This window comes from Enterovibrio gelatinilyticus (assembly GCF_028683095.1).
Classification (GTDB): Bacteria; Pseudomonadota; Gammaproteobacteria; order Enterobacterales; family Vibrionaceae; genus Enterovibrio; species Enterovibrio gelatinilyticus.
The window spans coordinates 203,888-219,403 of record NZ_JAJUBC010000004.1; the positions used below are offsets into that span (position 1 = coordinate 203,888).

Sequence of the window (15,516 nt, forward strand, 5' to 3'; positions counted from 1 at the left end):
ACATACGCTCCCGAAAAACCTAAATTATTTAGACCTTAAGCTTTAGGTTTCAAATCCAGAACATGTAAGAGACGTTCAGGCACACCCGCCCAAGACATTGGGCGACCTTTCGGATTTTCTTCGTTCCACCAGCCCGTAAAGCGGCTTTCATTGAACTGATAAACATCCACACCGGACATGACAGGTACCGTGACTTGATTTTCAGCGATGATCTTTTGAATCTTATGAGCGATTTGCATCTGCTCTTCTTGCTTGTCCGTTTTATAGAAACTGTCTAATAGGACATCCAGATCATCATGCTTAAAGAAGTGCATCGCATAGCGCGGTGCATTCGCTCCTTCCTGATAACGGGAATGGAAAGCTCGGTTCCAGTAGCGATGAGGGTCAGCACCAATCACGTAATTGGTATAAGCCACGTCATAAGTGCCAGATAGCATCGCTTGGTTGTACACAGCAAAATCTGAAGTACGCGCTTTGGCTTTAACGCCGACTTTTTGGAGTTGCTCTACACCCAATTGAACGGCATTGTTAAAGTCAGTCCACCCCGTTGGCGATTGAAGTTCTAGCTCAATTTTCTTACCGGTAGGCGTTTCAACAAAACCATCACCGTCGATATCGACAAATCCCGCTTCTTTCAGCAACGCTTTGGCATTGTCCACGCTGAATGTGTTGTAGTTTTTGTATTGGTTATAGGTATCTTTGTTTGCCCAAAAATCGAATACCTGACCAAGACCAGACGCGTAATCATTCACCACGCCGTTACCGTAAAATGCGATATTGATGATTTTCTGGCGGTCAATCGACATAGAGAACGCACGGCGGAAATCAATATTGTTGATCGCTTCATTGTTGCCCGCGTGAGGCGTTTTAAAGTTCAGCATGAAGGATTGCGGGCCCGCCGCAGGGTACCAGTATTTGTGATGAGGGCTTCTCGCTGCGTACACCATGTCGACATCCGGAATAAAGTGTCCACTCCAATCCAATTCAGATTTGATGACCTTTCCTAATAACTGATCATTGTTGGCTATCTGAGGGACACGCAAGCAGTCTACGTCGAGATTGTCGTTATCCCAGTAATGCGGGTTACGACATTGGATATAAAGCTGAGGCGTAAAGGTATCTATTTCGGTAAACGGTCCCGACCCGACAGGATTATCATTGGTGAACAACTCAGGCTCTTCAATGTTCTGCCAAATGTGCTTTGGCACAATCGGAATGGTTGAGATTTCATACGGGACATTGGTATTCACCTCTGTCAGGTCAAAAATAACCTTATTGCCATCCTGTCGAACGGATTTGACCCAGTTATCCATGCCTTTAGGATCGAGCTCTGGTTTTTCTTTAATGAGTGCAAATGAATAAACAACGTCTTCTGCTGTGAATGGTGTACCGTCTGACCACTTCACTCCCTCTCGAATTTCAAACGTTACCTGCATCAGGTCTTCTGAAAGATAGTAATCTTTCGCTAGACGCATCACGGGTTTGTTCCCGTGCATCTGGTTAAAAATGACCAGAGGTTCGTAGACGAAATCCGTCGTCGTACGCAGTGTGGTGGACAGGAAAGGGTTGAAGTTTCTGATCATCGTTGGATAAAAATCCGAAACGATGGTCAGCTCGTGCCTTTCTGCGGCAACTGCAGTTGGTGCGGTTAAAGCGGCAAGCACAATGGCTGCAAGTTTCGTTTTGCTAAGCATTGGGTGTCCTTACTTCAAATGACGTTGTTGCTAAATCCCTGCACAAGAAACCTCGGGTTTATACGGTGTTCATTGCCCTGATTAGCCGGAATTTTCGTCAAATTCCCGTTAATCAGGCACACGAAACCGAACCATTGGCGACAAAATCGCCAATGGTTTTTCTACCAGATGCTTTAGTGGGTTGGGGTATAGCTTTGCACTAAGTGATAAATCGAAAGTTTCGAACTCATTTCCTCTGCCGATGCTGAACCTGTGTAGGTAAGCGTCACAGGGTTGCATGGCATCAAGGTAAAGCTGGAATCATTAAAACGTCCTTCTCCCTCAAACTCAGGGTGAACAAAGAACGCGGGTTTATCGGTGGTTAACGTGATAGTAAGCGTGCCATTTTTCTCAAAGACATTAGCCTCAACCTTGGCACTAGGTAACGGCAAACGCTTATAAACATCGTCAAACCATGTATTCGATAACGCGTGTCCATCACAGACCATATCCACGTGGAAGAAACCTTCGTGCTTGCGCTCGTTGATCACGTTGCGATCGCACTGCCAAAGTACTTGATTACCGTCTTCTTCCAACGTCGCTTCTACTGGCCAAGTATCAATAACTTCACCTTGCCAGTCGTACCATGTCACTTGTCCTTTGGCGCCGAGTTTACGGTGTTCATCATTGATAACATTGAGTTTCAATGTCTCTCCATCATCAATAAACACCGCCAATTGCGGAGCAAAAAAGCGTTTTGCATGATAGTGCAATTGCTTCCAACGCCCGGTGTATTCAATGCTCGACCATGAACTCACTGGCCAGCAATCGTTTAACTGCCAATATAAAATTCCGCGACATACGGGCTTATTTGCACGCCAGTATTCACTGGCGGTTTTGATGGCTAACGCTTGTTGAACCTGACTCAAATACAACATCTGAGAGAAGTCCGACGGGAAACGAAAATAGCGCGTAAACATCTCTGTGATGATGCTATTGCCACGGCCGTTTTTCTGGTGTTGCTCAAAGGTTGGAGAGGTCACGTTCCAATCTTCTTCTGACGCGAAGGTTTTCACCGTAGGTAACGACGGCCAAGATTGGTAGCCAAACTCACTACAAAAACGCGGTTTGATGCTGCTGTAAGCATCAAAAGATTTACCGGAATGCCACACATCCCAAAAGTGCATGTCACCTTTGTTGTCGTCATGCCACGCATCGCCAAAGTCCAACTCACCGTTACAGGGAGAGCTCGCCCAGAAGCGACGGCTAGTGTCTTCACGCTCAACCACTTCTTGTAGAACACGGCTTAGGCGATCGTAATTCACCACGTATTTCTCGCGATTCGCGCGTGACTCTGGATACCAATTGATCGCACCGATCACCTCGTTGTCACCGCACCACAATGCGAGTGATGGATGATCGCTCAGTCGACGAACTTGCTCGGTGATTTCCTGTTCCACATCGCGAAGGAAATCAGGCGTCGAAGGGTATAAGGCGCAAGAGAACATCAAATCTTGCCACACCAGTAGACCTAATTCGTCACACAAATCGTAGAAGGTATCGCGCTCATACATGCCGCCACCCCAAACACGGATCATGTTCATGTTTGCGGCTTTCGCATCTTCCAACAGACGACGATAATCTTCCGGTGTCTGCTTGCTTGGCATCGCATCCAGTGGGATCCAATTTGCGCCTTTCGCCATGATCGCTTTGTCATTGACGACAAACGTCATCGCCGCGCCCACGTCGTCTTCGCCTGTTTCTAAATACAACTCGCGAAGGCCCAAGCGTTTCTCGATCGTTTGACCGTCCGTTGTCACCGTCAGCGTATAGAGCGGTTGTTCACCGTAACCCGCAGGCCACCAGCGTTTGGGCTGAGTGACACGAAAACAACATTCCACCTCAGATCCCGTCAACGCAATGGATTGCGACATACTCTCTCCATCAGGGCTCACTAAACAACATTCGATCTGAGCAACAGCTCCCAAACTAATGTGTTCTGGGGTAATGCATTCTGCAGAAATGATAGCCGAGACATCGCAGCTACCATCGCTGTGCCATTGCTGCGCCGAACGCACTTGCTGCAGGCGAACATCAGATATAGCTTGCAAGCGAATGCTATCGTAAATACCACTCACCAATAAGCAGATACCCCAATCCCACCCAGAGTGACACTGAGTTTTTCGTAGGGTGTTCATGTGAGGGATTTGATTGTTGCCAACGGCCCACGGTACAGGGAAAGGCAGGCGTTCAGCACGCGCTTTGGCTTCAATGTCTGCGCGCTTAAGCGTCACTCTTAACGTGTTCTCACCATCACGTAAAAACGGGCGAACATCGCGGCGGTAGTGACGGAACATATTGCTGCACAGCAATATGGTTTCATCATTCAATACAATCTCTGCCATGGTGTCGACCATGCTTAAGGTCAGATCGACAGCTTTCGCATCGAGAAGATCGGCATCCACAATGAAGGTTTTCTCTAGCAGCCAATCATGCTCGCCGACCCACTGCACCTTGGTTTCATTACAGCCTAAATATGGATCAGGAATAATATCTGCAGCAAGCAAAGCACTATGCACATCTCCCGGCAACATGATGGGAGCAACAATGCTGGCATCGGTCAGAGAGGTCAGTGCCCATTCACCGTCTAATTTCAACATTGTCATGGTTAAGCCACCGCTACGTCACAGGCTGAATCAAGAATTTCAGCCGCATTCACGACCAGCTTTTTCACCGTTGTTTCAACGATAGCTTTGCCTTCGAAGCGATCCATGCCCACTAATTCAATGTCTGTTGTAATGATAACTGCATCCGCCTTCTGCACATCGCCTGACGTGATTTCGTTTTCTGTGCCAAGCGCACCTTGGGTTTCAACCTTGATAGTCCAGCTGCGAGCAATCGCCGCTTGTTCTAATGATTCGGCAGCCATGTAAGTATGGGCAACACCTGAAGGGCAGGCGGTAATGGCAACAATGTTCATGATCTTCTCCAGCACGTCTGTTTTTATAACGTTATACCCTGAAGATCATCACAGTGAGTGCAGGTGGTCGAGTTAGATTCACTGGACATTTTTATGGTGTGTTGCAAAAGCGAAGCGTGGTCAAACTTAGCAAAAACGATTGTTATGCGTGAGTCACAAATCGAGGAGAAATACCGTCACCAACTAAGACTATTTTCATTGGTTAAGTGTCTTTCACTCAGCACAAAAAAAAGCACTGCCTCTTACACTAGCAGTGCTTTCTGTTCTTTTGAATGCGTCAAGGCTATGCGATGTGACTGAGTGCATCCATTGATGGCGCGTAGAAGTATGCCCCGGTCACAGGCGTAGTGAAACGCAGCATCATGTCAGTTTTTCCGTCGCGTTCGCCAAACATGCTTTCTAGCATTGTTTTGTGAACATGCTGAGTATGGCAATACGCAAGGAACAATAAACCGTGATCACCGGACACCGAGCCATATGGCAGACTATGACGAACCATTTTTAGGCCTTTGCCATCTTCTTTAATATCGACACGACCTACGTGGGAAGTTGCAGGCACATCTTCCAACTCAATCGAGTCTGGCTTGGTACGTCCAATCACTTTTTCCTGCTGTTTCACCGACAGCGGTTCCCAAGCGTTAAGACGATGTACATAGCGCTGCATCATTACCACACTACCGCCAGCACACTCGCCGTCAGCAATAATAGCCACATCACGACGGTCATCTTCGCCTTCCGGGTTTTCTGTGCCGTCAATGAAGCCTGTCATGTCACGAGAGTCGAGGTAACGATAACCATAAGTCTCATCAACAACGGTAACGTCTGACGCGATATCAGAAAGGAATTTACGCAGCATGAAGAAGTTCAAATCATGGCGAGTTGAGTGAGCGTGAAGCAGAATGTCACAATCAGTCGCAGGCGCTTGGGTATCTCCCTGTCCTAATGCGCGAAAATCAACAAACTCTTCTGGAGTAGCAATACCGTTAGCTTGGCAAAAAGCCGCCGAAAACGACACTGCGGCTTTTAGATTGGCGCCTGGTTGATTGGCATTAATATCGTCAACCAGCGAGTGAATAGCTCGACATTGTTGCAGTACAGTTGATGACGAGCCAGTGACTTTTAACACTGTGTAAAGTGCGAACGGCCCAGCATCGGCCACGATTGCTGGCTGTGAAACCGCCATTGTTACCTCCAGATAAATACAGAACGATCAGCTCACTATGTCTGATGCGAAGAAAAGTCTAAGCATAATGCCAATATTTTACTATGACTTTGTCTCAGATCTGTAAAGGTAACTGAGAGGTCGTTAAACGGACGTAATTTCTACTTTAAGTGACGCAAATTCGTCCAATGACTCGTTACTTAAATTTACTGAAGCTGGTGTATTCAAGCCCGCACAAACCACTGGCGACATAATAGTACGCCATGCACCATCATCACATTGCTCTTGCACAACCAGTGAAATTCGAACTTCGTCAGCGGTCACTTCAAGCAATTCGGCTTTTCCGACTAAGGAGCCGCTTGGCATCCCATCATCAAATAATATGGTTTCTTCGCCAGGGATCAGTGACACAGAGCTTTGAGCACGATGCTGCTTACCTGCGCGATCCATTTCAAAATTCACATCAACTTGCCAATCTGCCATCGCCAACGGGCTTAACATGGCACTAAATAGGACAAGCCCTTTCTTCCACTCGTTCATTTTTCTTCTCTTAAAATCGGGGCTTTAAACAAAAACTGAGTGCGACGGCTCTTAAACAAGTAAATGACCAGCCAAAGCGCAACCAGTAAGGTCACGGCGCCACTCCATTGGAAACGCCAGTGTAAAATCATTAAATGCTTGATTTGCAGTATCAAGTCAGTAAAGAACGCAGCAATAAGCAGCGCTTTCCCCCAGTGCCATATCCGGTCAAAAAATGCCGGATATCGATGAAGATTACCTGCCAGCAACATCAATACAACGGCAGGGAAACCCACACCTAACCCAATATAAAGGGCATTGTGGCTTGGGTAGAACAGCGCAAGAAGATCTTGTCCCTGTTCACGGCTTACGCCTGCAATAACAAAAACCAACCATGACCTTGCTAAGAAAAGACAACTTAGCCAAAAAAGAAGGTTCGGCTTTGCATTGCCATGTTTGTCGAAGTAATCAGGTGATTGGTACAAATGCGTATTCATCTATATCTATTTTCATCGAGGCTGGGAGCAATAACACGCTGTCTATCAGCAATAAAACATTGTTCACAACTCGCAGCCTCACTGTCTCAACATTCTGTGTTGGCGGAAAGTACGTGCTCCTATAATTGCGGAGTAACGCAGTAAATTTCGCACCGAGATTCAAGTGACTTCACACTTAAGTACACAGTCGCTTAGCCTAGTGTTACGGCAGTACCACTCACGCTCACCATCAACATGCCACCGTTTGGCCCAACAACCTCGTAATCTAGGTCGATACCAACAACGGCATTCCCTCCCGCTTCAACCGCGCGTTCACGCAACTCTTCAAATGCGATCTCTCGCGCCTTGGCTAACTCACGCTCATACGCTGCTGAGCGTCCTCCGACAATATCGCGAATACTCGCAAAGATATCCTTGAAAATGTTGGCGCCGAGTATTGCTTCACCGACCACCACACCATGGTAATGAGTAATATCTCGACCTTGTACTGTTGGCGTTGTTGTTAAGATCATTTGTTTGCTTCCTTGTTTCTATTGCTAGACCTTTGACACATTTACCCGTTTTGGGTTTCGTGACAATTTGTTATCGCAGTATAATTTCACTCAATGCCCAATGTTGCTAGAAGAATGACAGACCATGACAACGACCCCCTCCTCCCCTGAAACTCAGCAAGAAGCGATGAAAATCGCTAAAGCCACGCAAAAACAGGGGCAGACTAAAGAAGAAACCAAATTAATTGCTCAAGGCATTGAAAAAGGCATCGCTCTCTATAAAAAACAACAAAAAGCCAAAGCCCGTGAGCGCGACAAAGACAAAAAGAAACAGCAACGACAAAAGAACACCGCTGCATCCCCAACCAATACCATTGTGACTGAGGTGCCAAAAACCAAGTCTACGGGTAGCAGTAATCACCTACCTTGGATATTGCTACTACTAAGCTGGATAGGATTTGTCGGGTATCTATTCATGACATAAACCTGATGCCATCAATCGTTGCATGTTAATAACGCACAACGTTTGAACGGACGAAATGAGAGTAAATTGAGAGGGAACCATGAACAAAACACTTCTCGCGCTGATCAGTGGCGCCGTATTACTGATGCTTCAAGGGTGTGCACAAGGAGATGAGCCAATGAGTGACAAATCAAGAACGCCGTGTGGCGATAAGCCAAACTGCGTTTCAACGGTAGATACTCGTGAAGAATATGCCATTGCGCCATTTGCACTAGCCTCAGACGATATCACCATGCCACGTATCATTGACGTTGCGCTCACTTTGCCTGGTGCTCGTGTAGGAACACAAGAACCCGGTTATGCACGAATTGAATACGTGAGCAAAATCATGCGCTTTGTGGACGACCTCGATCTTCGCATTGAAGATGGTACCTTGATTGTTCGCTCCGAATCTCGTGTCGGCTATTCTGATTTTGGCGTTAACCGCAAACGCACTGAAGCCTTACGCGCTGCACTTCAAGCTCAAGGTCTTATCAAGTAAATGGACATCAAAGCACTGCATACTCATTGCCAAGCGCTCATCGGTGTTCGCCATGATGTGAAGTGGGGCGGTGTCGATGTCTACAGTGTTCATCAAACCAAGATGGTGTGCATCTTTTTTGACGACAGCAGAATGGCATGTAAAGTGCCTGAAGACTTGTTTGTGATGATGGCAGAGATCCCAGGATGTCGTCCCGCTCCGCATTTGGCCCGCGCAGGATGGATTGAGTTTAGCAGTGCATGCCCGTTGCCCACATCAGAACTGGAAAACATCATTAACCGTTCTTGGCATTTGGTGGTTGATAAATTACCCAAGTATGTACAAAACGCCTTGCGCCCCGTGTTAGATAACGATATTCACAAACACAAAAAAACGCAGTGAACTGACTGCGTTTTTTCTATTAGCCTTCGAGGGTGCAAACGATGTCTCTTTTGCGTTCCTCAACCCATTCTCGTTTGAAGGGTCCCCAATCAGTCAGGCGATAATAGCCATCGTTGTGGCGACGCCCATCTTGAATGAATGCTAATTCAATACCTAAACCCGCTAACGATTTAATCACGTCTTGAATAGTGCGACGCGGCCAGCCTGTCGCTTCAATCAAACGCGGAACATTGGGGCGTTCCATTTCTTCTACCAAGAAAGCGAGATACAGTCTTCTTGCAAAAACCGGATTCAGTTCCATTGAGACCTCCTAATATGACTTCCCCCATTATTCAACGAATTACAAATGAGGTATTGCGCTTGATCAATATGAACGCGCATTCACACTGGAGCGCTCTCTCACTTGAGCGTCTCTTCCGAAGCCAATGGCATTTCACCGCACCAAGCACCTTGAATGGCGTTGATGAGATTTTCAATTCTGGAGTCACCAATTCGGTAATAAACAGACTGAGACTCTTTACGTGTCGTCACCAAACCCGCCTGACGCAAAACAGTTAAATGCTGCGAGAATGCAGACTGACTTAACGTACTATTTTGCAGAAGTGCCGAGACATTACGTTCCCCTTCTCGTAACTGGCAAAGTACAAGTAGGCGCTCTGGATGCGATAAAATCCGCAGTACTTTCGCAGCGTCCGTTGCTTGGTTAATCAACTCTTCTGTCACTACCATTCCTCATAACTGATTCATTGCACGCGATTTAACTAAAGCGATATAAATTAGTCAAATCTAAATTAGCTCTTTTAATTATACTCCGAATAACAAGTGAGGGTTTGTTCTTGTATCCCTGCGCATGCCTTGCTTTCAAAACGTGGCAATGTCAATCTATCGCCAAAGACGACCAGTAAGAGGAAGCCGTCAATGACCACAGTGGTTTACGGGATAAAGAATTGCGACACCATTAAGAAAGCACTGAAATGGCTAGAAACGGAAGATAAGCCTTTCGACTTTCATGACTACCGTAAAGATGGCATTGATCAAGACATGCTAAAACAGTTCGTTGACGTATTGGGTTGGGAGGCGATGGTGAATAAACGTGGCACCACCTTCCGCGCACTGTCTGAAGAACAAAAGAGCAACTTGGATGAATCAAATGCTATCGCGCTAATGCTCGTGCAGCCTGCAATGATCAAACGCCCATTGCTTGTGCATGAAGGCCAATACCACCTTGGCTTCAAGCCCGACGAATACGCGAATATTTTCGCCAAATAAAACCATAGAAACAGATAAGTAGAAAGGACACGCATCCCCATGACAGACAGTGCTGTATTGTCTTTGGCCAAGGATTTAATCGGCCGCCCTTCCGTCACCCCTATCGATGAAGGGTGCCAAGAATTGATGATCTCTCGCTTAGAAGCGATTGGTTTCTCTATCGAACGCTTAGTGTTTGAAGACACAACAAACCTTTGGGCCCGCCGTGGTACAGAAGGCCCATTGTTTGCCTTCGCAGGTCACACCGATGTGGTGCCGTCAGGACCAGTTGCGCAATGGCATACACCACCTTTCGAACCGACAGTCATTGATGGCTACCTTCATGGCCGTGGCGCGGCTGACATGAAAGGCTCTCTGGCTGCCATGGTCGTCGCTGCAGAACGTTTTGTGGCAGAAAACCCTGACCATAAAGGTTCTATCGCTTTTTTGATCACGTCAGACGAGGAAGGTCCGTTCATCAATGGGACGACCCGCGTTGTGGACACCTTGGTCGAACGTAACGAAATCATCGATATGTGCATTGTTGGCGAGCCATCAAGCACACATGCTGTGGGCGATGTTGTGAAAAATGGCCGTCGCGGTTCAATCACTGGCGACGTCATCATCAAAGGGATCCAGGGGCATGTGGCTTACCCGCAACTGGCACGTAACCCTATTCACCAAGCTTTACCTGCGCTTGCTGAATTAGCGGCAACACAGTGGGACCAAGGCAATGCCTACTTCCCACCAACCAGTTTCCAGATCCCGAATGTGGCTTCCGGCACAGGCGCAAGCAACGTTATTCCTGGTGATTTTCATGTGCAATTCAACCTACGTTTCAGCACCGAATCGACGGTTGATGACATCAAATCACGCATTCACTCGGTGCTTGATGCACACGGGCTAGAATATGATTTAGCTTGGACCTTCAGCGGTCACCCGTTCCTGACGGACACGGGCACCCTGCTAGATGCCGTTGTTGCAGCTGTTGATGAAGTCAACCATCAGAAGCCTGAATTGCTGACCACTGGCGGCACATCAGACGGTCGCTTTATCGCGCAAATGGGTACACAAGTGATCGAACTCGGCCCTGTTAACGCCACTATCCACAAAGTGAATGAGTGCGTGAAAATTGCCGATTTAGAAAAGCTCACAGACATGTACCAAAAAGTCCTAGAGAAAGCGCTCGCCTAATGCCTTGGAGTGTCGCGTCGCTTACTGGTCAAAATCAAGAGCACCTTGTCGCTCATGGTGACTTCTTGCTACATGCCGACGTAAAGGCGGATTTTGTCCGCCTTCAATCCGCCGCGCAGGCAAAAGGGTTTGAGCTCGCGATCGCTAGCAGCTTTCGCGACTTTGCTCGTCAGCAACTGATTTGGAACAACAAGTTCACTGGCCTTCGACCTATCCTTGATGATGCCGGCACTGTAATCGACCCATCACGCCTAAGCGATGAAGAGAAAGTACGCGCAATACTTCGCTGGTCAGCGCTTCCAGGTACAAGCAGGCACCACTGGGGCACTGATATCGACGTATATGCGACGAACCTTCTGCCGCAAGGTGTTTCTTTGCAGCTAGAGCCTTGGGAATACCTGTCAGGCCATCAAGCACCTCTGTTTACTTGGCTTGAAGATAACCTTGAGCAATTTGGCTTTTATCTTCCTTACCGTGAAGACAAAGGCGGCGTGGCTTTCGAACCTTGGCATATTAGCCACAAGGCGACCACGAAAGGATTACTTGAGCAACTCACACCAGAAACTCTGAGTGCTGTGATTGCGTCATCCGACATACAAGGGCGAGAAACTATCCTTCCCATGCTGAATTGGATATATTCACAATACATTTCCAATGTGTGTGAGGCCTGATCATGGATTTTCTAACCAACCCTTATGTGATTATTTTCATCGTGGTTGCGGTTGTGGTCAGTAACATCATGGCGCTCAAGTACACCGCAAATGCAAAGTTTGGGATGAAGCAAAAACCCAAAACTGACGACGCCAATAAACACAGTGATACACAGAAAAAAATGCCCCAAACTAACAAAGAAGATGACGAAGATGATAAGTCATCGTTTTGGTAAGTCGGCGCTTATCTAACTCTTCGCGATTCACGCGATCAAGAGCGACGTATGACGTCGCTTTTTTATTGCCCTTCTCTCCACAATTCGGTGTATCTGTTTTTTTTAGGCAAACGTTTGCTTTTTCTCTAACAGCGAACAAACACTTCTTGGTATGATGCGTTTCAAATGGATGGTAGGCGCAACGTTTCTCCGTTTCCTGCCATCTTCTGTGTGCCGTTCAACAACAGATAGGAATGTCTCAATGAGCCTCGCGGATCAAGTTCTCGCCGTTAACGACGATCTTCCCATTCGTACCCACCAGCCCGTTCACAGTGGAAAAGTCCGCTCCGTTTATTGGCTAACAGAAGCTGACAGCCAACGCCTCATTCGAGAGAAAGGCTACGATGTTGCACCCGATGCGCCACTTGCCATCATGGTGATCAGTGACCGTATTTCAGCGTTTGATTGTATTTGGCATGCAGAAGGCGGCCTGAAAGGCGTTCCAGGCAAAGGTGCTGCACTCAACGCCATTTCGAATCACTGGTTCAAGTTGTTTAAAGAACATGGCTTGGCAGACAGCCACATTCTCGACATTCCTCACCCGTTCGTTTGGATCGTTCAAAAAGCCAAACCTGTTAAAATTGAGGCCATTTGCCGCAAGTACATCACAGGTTCTATGTGGCGCTCATACGCCAAAGGCGAGCGTGAATTCTGCGGCATCGCAATGCCTGAAGGATTGGAAAAAGACAAAGCATTGCCAGAACTGCTGATCACACCGTCGACCAAAGGCATTTTGAAAGGCATCCCTGGCGTTCCGGAAGCGGATGATGTGAATATTACGCGTAAGAACATCGAAGATAACTTTGCCGCGTTTAATTTCTCGTCGGCAGATGACATTGCTCTTTACGAAAAGTATCTCAAAGAAGGTTTTGGTGTGATCAGCAACGCACTTGATGCCGTTGGACAAACTTTCGTAGATACCAAGTTTGAATTCGGATATGTCTCCGATGCGTCAGGCCAAGAAAAGCTGATTTACATGGATGAAGTGGGCACACCTGATTCATCGCGTATTTGGGATACAGCAGAGTACGAAGCAGGCAACATTGTCGAAAACTCGAAAGAAGGGTTCCGTCAGTTCTTACTTGGCTACTTCCCAGACCCAGATATTTTACTCAATAAAGAACGTATGCCTGAGCGTGAAGCCTTAGCTCGTGACAACGCATTGCCAGTAGACGCCTTAATGGATATTTCTCGCACCTATGTAGGCATCGCGGAAAAAATTATCGGCAAGCCAATCCATTTGAGTGAAAATCCTAAACAAGAAATCATCGACATCTTGCGCAAAGACTATGATCTGATTGACTAACCTGACTGTTCTGATTGACTGACCCCATAGGTATCAACTTTCAAACATCAGATTTCGAAACAAAAAAGAGGACGCCTTAGCGTCCTCTTTTCATTTCAACGAAATCAATCTGTGGTTAACTAGATAAATAATCAACTAGTTACGATTTAATCGCTCTACAGCCGCGACAAGTGCAGGACTTAAGTTTGCCAGTTGCTCTTCAGGAACAGGCTTGCCAGAACTATCGGTGACGTTAATTGACGTTCGGTTACCCAAATCACCCAGCAGAATGTTGTAGTTTTTACGCTCTAGCTGAAGTGGTTGAACACCCAAAACTTCCCAGAACTCATCGTCTTGCTCTTTAAGAGCAACACTTAACGTGCCTTGAGAACGGTTGCGATCTTCAATCGTGAAGCCTAGTTGATCTAGAATATTCGGGAAACGCTCCCAGAATACATCATAAGGTGCACGAGCGATGATCACTGGCAAACCGCTACGGTCTTTACCCAAGCTGATAGGAATATTCTTTACCAACTCTTGTGCTTTTAGGCGTGCTTCTTCACGTAGTTCTTCATCATAACGAGAGGCAATTAAGTTCGTCATCTGAGCGTTATAACGAGAGCGAGACGCTAAGCTTAAGTTCTCAGCTTGCCCATTACGCTTCCATTCCACCATTTCGATGCGGAAGCCTTCACGACTGCGTTCTTGTCGTTGCGTGAGAAGGTAACGACTCTCAATGACTTCTTCGTCATCTTCAATACTCCACACAACCCAATCGGTTTCAATGCTTCCAGCAGAGGCATGACGAACCGGAACTTGAGGGCCTGCGGTCATATCCTCAATGCTTTGCCAAAGGTGCTCGGCCTGCTCGGCACGAGGCATCCAAACCGTCACGCCTTCAGCATCTTGCTCGTAACGAGCGCCTGGAATAAGTTCAAGGATTTGCTGAGGAGGACGTATGTCAATGTTACGACCCACAGGACCGTCAAAGTCACGATCTGGAATACGATAGGCACCAGAAAACTCTGGCTCCTGATCGGGCAATAGTTGCCACTGAGACATAGGCTGAGTATTGAGATACTCGAAGTCATCGGACGCTTGACGGCGTTTATCCGCGCTTGAACAAGCCGCCAAAGAGGCAACCAGTACTCCACTCAAGGCGAGTTTAAAAACAGGTTTCATTGGATCTCCAGAGAAGCGTTACAGCACACCAGCGTCAATCAATGCCTGTTTAACCTTAGGCTGCAACGCGGTGTTGAGCGGGGTCAACGGCAGACGCAGTGTTCCATCCGCAATAAGGCCCATTTCATGTAGTGCCCATTTAACCGGAATTGGATTCGCTTCTACAAACAGATCAGTATGAAGAGGCATGATCTTTTCATTAATTGAGCGTGCTTCTTCAAGCTCACCCGCCAATGCCAATTTAATCATTTTTGCCATTTGCGCGGCAGCAATGTTATTCGATACCGAAATAACACCATGTCCGCCTGCTGCAACAAAATCCAGTCCCGTCAAATCATCACCACTTAAAAGGACAAAATCTTCGCCACAAAGTTCACGGTGAATTCGTACGCGGTCTAAATCGCCGGTCGCATCTTTGATGCCAACGATGTTTTCGAATTCAGATAAACGCGCAACGGTTTCTGGCAACATGTCTGCGACAGTACGCCCCGGCACGTTATACAGAATTTGTGGGAGTTCAGTGGATTCAGAAATCGCTTTGAAGTGTTGGAACAACCCTTCTTGAGACGGTTTGTTGTAGTAAGGCACGACGCTCAAACAACCTGCAATACCAGAACCTGCAAACATTTTGCTGAAGGTAATGGCTTCATGTGTTGCGTTTGCACCTGTTCCTGCAATGACAGGAATGCGGCCGTCTGCGAACTCTAACGTCTTCAGAACAATCTTGATGTGCTCTTCCACGGTGACGGTTGCAGATTCACCTGTTGTACCCACAGAAACGATTGCATCTGTGCCAGCATCAACATGAAAATCTACGAGATTTTTCAAACTGGTATAGTCAACTTCACCAGAGCTATCCATCGGTGTGGCTAATGCCACGATACTTCCTGAAAACATTTCCTTCTCCAAAAATGCGTTTTGTTCCATGGTACGTTTGGCGACATGCAAAAACAAGCGCTGAGACAGCGCTTAAAC

Annotated in this window: 19 protein-coding genes; 8 read left to right on the forward strand and 11 right to left on the reverse strand. The window is 47.1% G+C overall.

Features of this window, described 5'->3' with window-relative positions; all coding sequences use genetic code 11:
• Nucleotides 1–35 precede the first annotated feature (35 nt).
• The 7 genes from LRP50_RS05415 to LRP50_RS05445 form a co-directional block, all read right to left on the reverse strand.
• Complete coding sequence (locus LRP50_RS05415) at nucleotides 36–1,694, reverse strand: ABC transporter substrate-binding protein (protein WP_274163464.1); 1,659 nt, start codon at nucleotides 1,692–1,694, stop codon at nucleotides 36–38.
• A gap of 173 nt (nucleotides 1,695–1,867) precedes the next feature.
• Nucleotides 1,868–4,339 (reverse strand): beta-mannosidase, encoded by a 2,472-nt coding sequence (locus tag LRP50_RS05420; protein WP_274163465.1) that lies wholly within the window; start codon nucleotides 4,337–4,339, stop codon nucleotides 1,868–1,870.
• A gap of 2 nt (nucleotides 4,340–4,341) precedes the next feature.
• Entirely contained in the window at nucleotides 4,342–4,653 is a 312-nt protein-coding gene (locus LRP50_RS05425) for a PTS fructose transporter subunit IIB (RefSeq protein ID WP_420791192.1), read from the reverse strand.
• A 283-nt stretch (nucleotides 4,654–4,936) separates the two neighbouring features.
• Nucleotides 4,937–5,836, reverse strand: coding sequence for a Dyp-type peroxidase (locus LRP50_RS05430; protein WP_274163466.1), 900 nt, complete (start codon nucleotides 5,834–5,836; stop codon nucleotides 4,937–4,939).
• Between the two features lie 123 nt (nucleotides 5,837–5,959).
• Nucleotides 5,960–6,355, reverse strand: coding sequence for a hypothetical protein (locus LRP50_RS05435; protein ID WP_274163467.1), 396 nt, complete (start codon nucleotides 6,353–6,355; stop codon nucleotides 5,960–5,962).
• Entirely contained in the window at nucleotides 6,352–6,831 is a 480-nt protein-coding gene (locus LRP50_RS05440; RefSeq protein WP_274163468.1) for a DUF2919 domain-containing protein, read from the reverse strand. Before LRP50_RS05440 ends, LRP50_RS05435 begins: the two co-directional genes overlap by 4 nt.
• 191 nt (nucleotides 6,832–7,022) lie before the next feature.
• Nucleotides 7,023–7,343, reverse strand: a complete 321-nt coding sequence (locus LRP50_RS05445) for a heavy metal-binding domain-containing protein (protein WP_274163469.1) — start codon at nucleotides 7,341–7,343, stop codon at nucleotides 7,023–7,025.
• 124 nt (nucleotides 7,344–7,467) lie between these two features.
• Between LRP50_RS05445 and LRP50_RS05450 the strand changes: the two genes are divergently transcribed.
• The 3 genes from LRP50_RS05450 (at nucleotide 7,468) to LRP50_RS05460 (ending at nucleotide 8,707) form a co-directional block, all read left to right on the forward strand.
• Complete coding sequence (locus LRP50_RS05450; protein WP_274163470.1) at nucleotides 7,468–7,806, forward strand: DUF2956 domain-containing protein; 339 nt, start codon at nucleotides 7,468–7,470, stop codon at nucleotides 7,804–7,806.
• A gap of 79 nt (nucleotides 7,807–7,885) precedes the next feature.
• A complete protein-coding gene (locus LRP50_RS05455; RefSeq protein WP_274163471.1) occupies nucleotides 7,886–8,326 on the forward strand; it encodes a DUF1499 domain-containing protein in 441 nt (146 codons plus the stop codon).
• A complete protein-coding gene (locus tag LRP50_RS05460; protein ID WP_274163472.1) occupies nucleotides 8,327–8,707 on the forward strand; it encodes an MmcQ/YjbR family DNA-binding protein in 381 nt (126 codons plus the stop codon).
• Between the two features lie 19 nt (nucleotides 8,708–8,726).
• Here the strand turns inward: LRP50_RS05460 and LRP50_RS05465 are convergent, their stop codons facing one another.
• The gene (locus tag LRP50_RS05465; RefSeq protein WP_028024704.1) at nucleotides 8,727–9,008 is read right to left on the reverse strand and encodes a winged helix-turn-helix domain-containing protein; all 282 of its coding nucleotides are present in this window, start codon (nucleotides 9,006–9,008) and stop codon (nucleotides 8,727–8,729) included.
• A 98-nt stretch (nucleotides 9,009–9,106) separates the two neighbouring features.
• Nucleotides 9,107–9,430 carry an ArsR/SmtB family transcription factor gene (locus LRP50_RS05470; RefSeq protein WP_420791193.1) on the reverse strand — a complete coding sequence of 108 codons (324 nt, stop codon included), beginning with the start codon at nucleotides 9,428–9,430 and terminating at the stop codon, nucleotides 9,107–9,109.
• A 195-nt stretch (nucleotides 9,431–9,625) separates the two neighbouring features.
• On the opposite strand from LRP50_RS05470, the gene LRP50_RS05475 reads away from it, so the two are divergent.
• The 5 genes from LRP50_RS05475 to LRP50_RS05495 all read left to right on the forward strand — a co-directional run bounded on the left by LRP50_RS05475 (nucleotide 9,626) and on the right by LRP50_RS05495 (nucleotide 13,380).
• Entirely contained in the window at nucleotides 9,626–9,976 is a 351-nt protein-coding gene (locus LRP50_RS05475; protein ID WP_274163474.1) for an ArsC family reductase, read from the forward strand.
• Between the two features lie 39 nt (nucleotides 9,977–10,015).
• Nucleotides 10,016–11,149, forward strand: a complete 1,134-nt coding sequence (dapE, locus tag LRP50_RS05480) for a succinyl-diaminopimelate desuccinylase (RefSeq protein ID WP_274163475.1) — start codon at nucleotides 10,016–10,018, stop codon at nucleotides 11,147–11,149.
• Entirely contained in the window at nucleotides 11,149–11,820 is a 672-nt protein-coding gene (locus LRP50_RS05485) for a M15 family metallopeptidase (protein ID WP_274163476.1), read from the forward strand. Before dapE ends, LRP50_RS05485 begins: the two co-directional genes overlap by 1 nt.
• A gap of 2 nt (nucleotides 11,821–11,822) precedes the next feature.
• Nucleotides 11,823–12,035, forward strand: a complete 213-nt coding sequence (locus tag LRP50_RS05490; protein WP_274163477.1) for a DUF2897 family protein — start codon at nucleotides 11,823–11,825, stop codon at nucleotides 12,033–12,035.
• 241 nt (nucleotides 12,036–12,276) lie between these two features.
• Nucleotides 12,277–13,380: a phosphoribosylaminoimidazolesuccinocarboxamide synthase gene (locus LRP50_RS05495; RefSeq protein WP_274163478.1), complete on the forward strand. Its 1,104-nt coding sequence runs from the start codon at nucleotides 12,277–12,279 to the stop codon at nucleotides 13,378–13,380.
• 135 nt (nucleotides 13,381–13,515) lie between these two features.
• On the opposite strand, the gene bamC is transcribed toward LRP50_RS05495, so the two are convergent.
• Together bamC and dapA are read right to left on the reverse strand one after the other, a co-directional pair.
• On the reverse strand, nucleotides 13,516–14,541 hold the full coding sequence (gene bamC / locus LRP50_RS05500; protein ID WP_274163479.1) for an outer membrane protein assembly factor BamC: 1,026 nt from the start codon (nucleotides 14,539–14,541) through the stop codon (nucleotides 13,516–13,518).
• 18 nt (nucleotides 14,542–14,559) lie between these two features.
• Complete coding sequence (gene dapA / locus LRP50_RS05505) at nucleotides 14,560–15,438, reverse strand: 4-hydroxy-tetrahydrodipicolinate synthase (protein WP_274163480.1); 879 nt, start codon at nucleotides 15,436–15,438, stop codon at nucleotides 14,560–14,562.
• Nucleotides 15,439–15,516 lie beyond the last annotated feature (78 nt).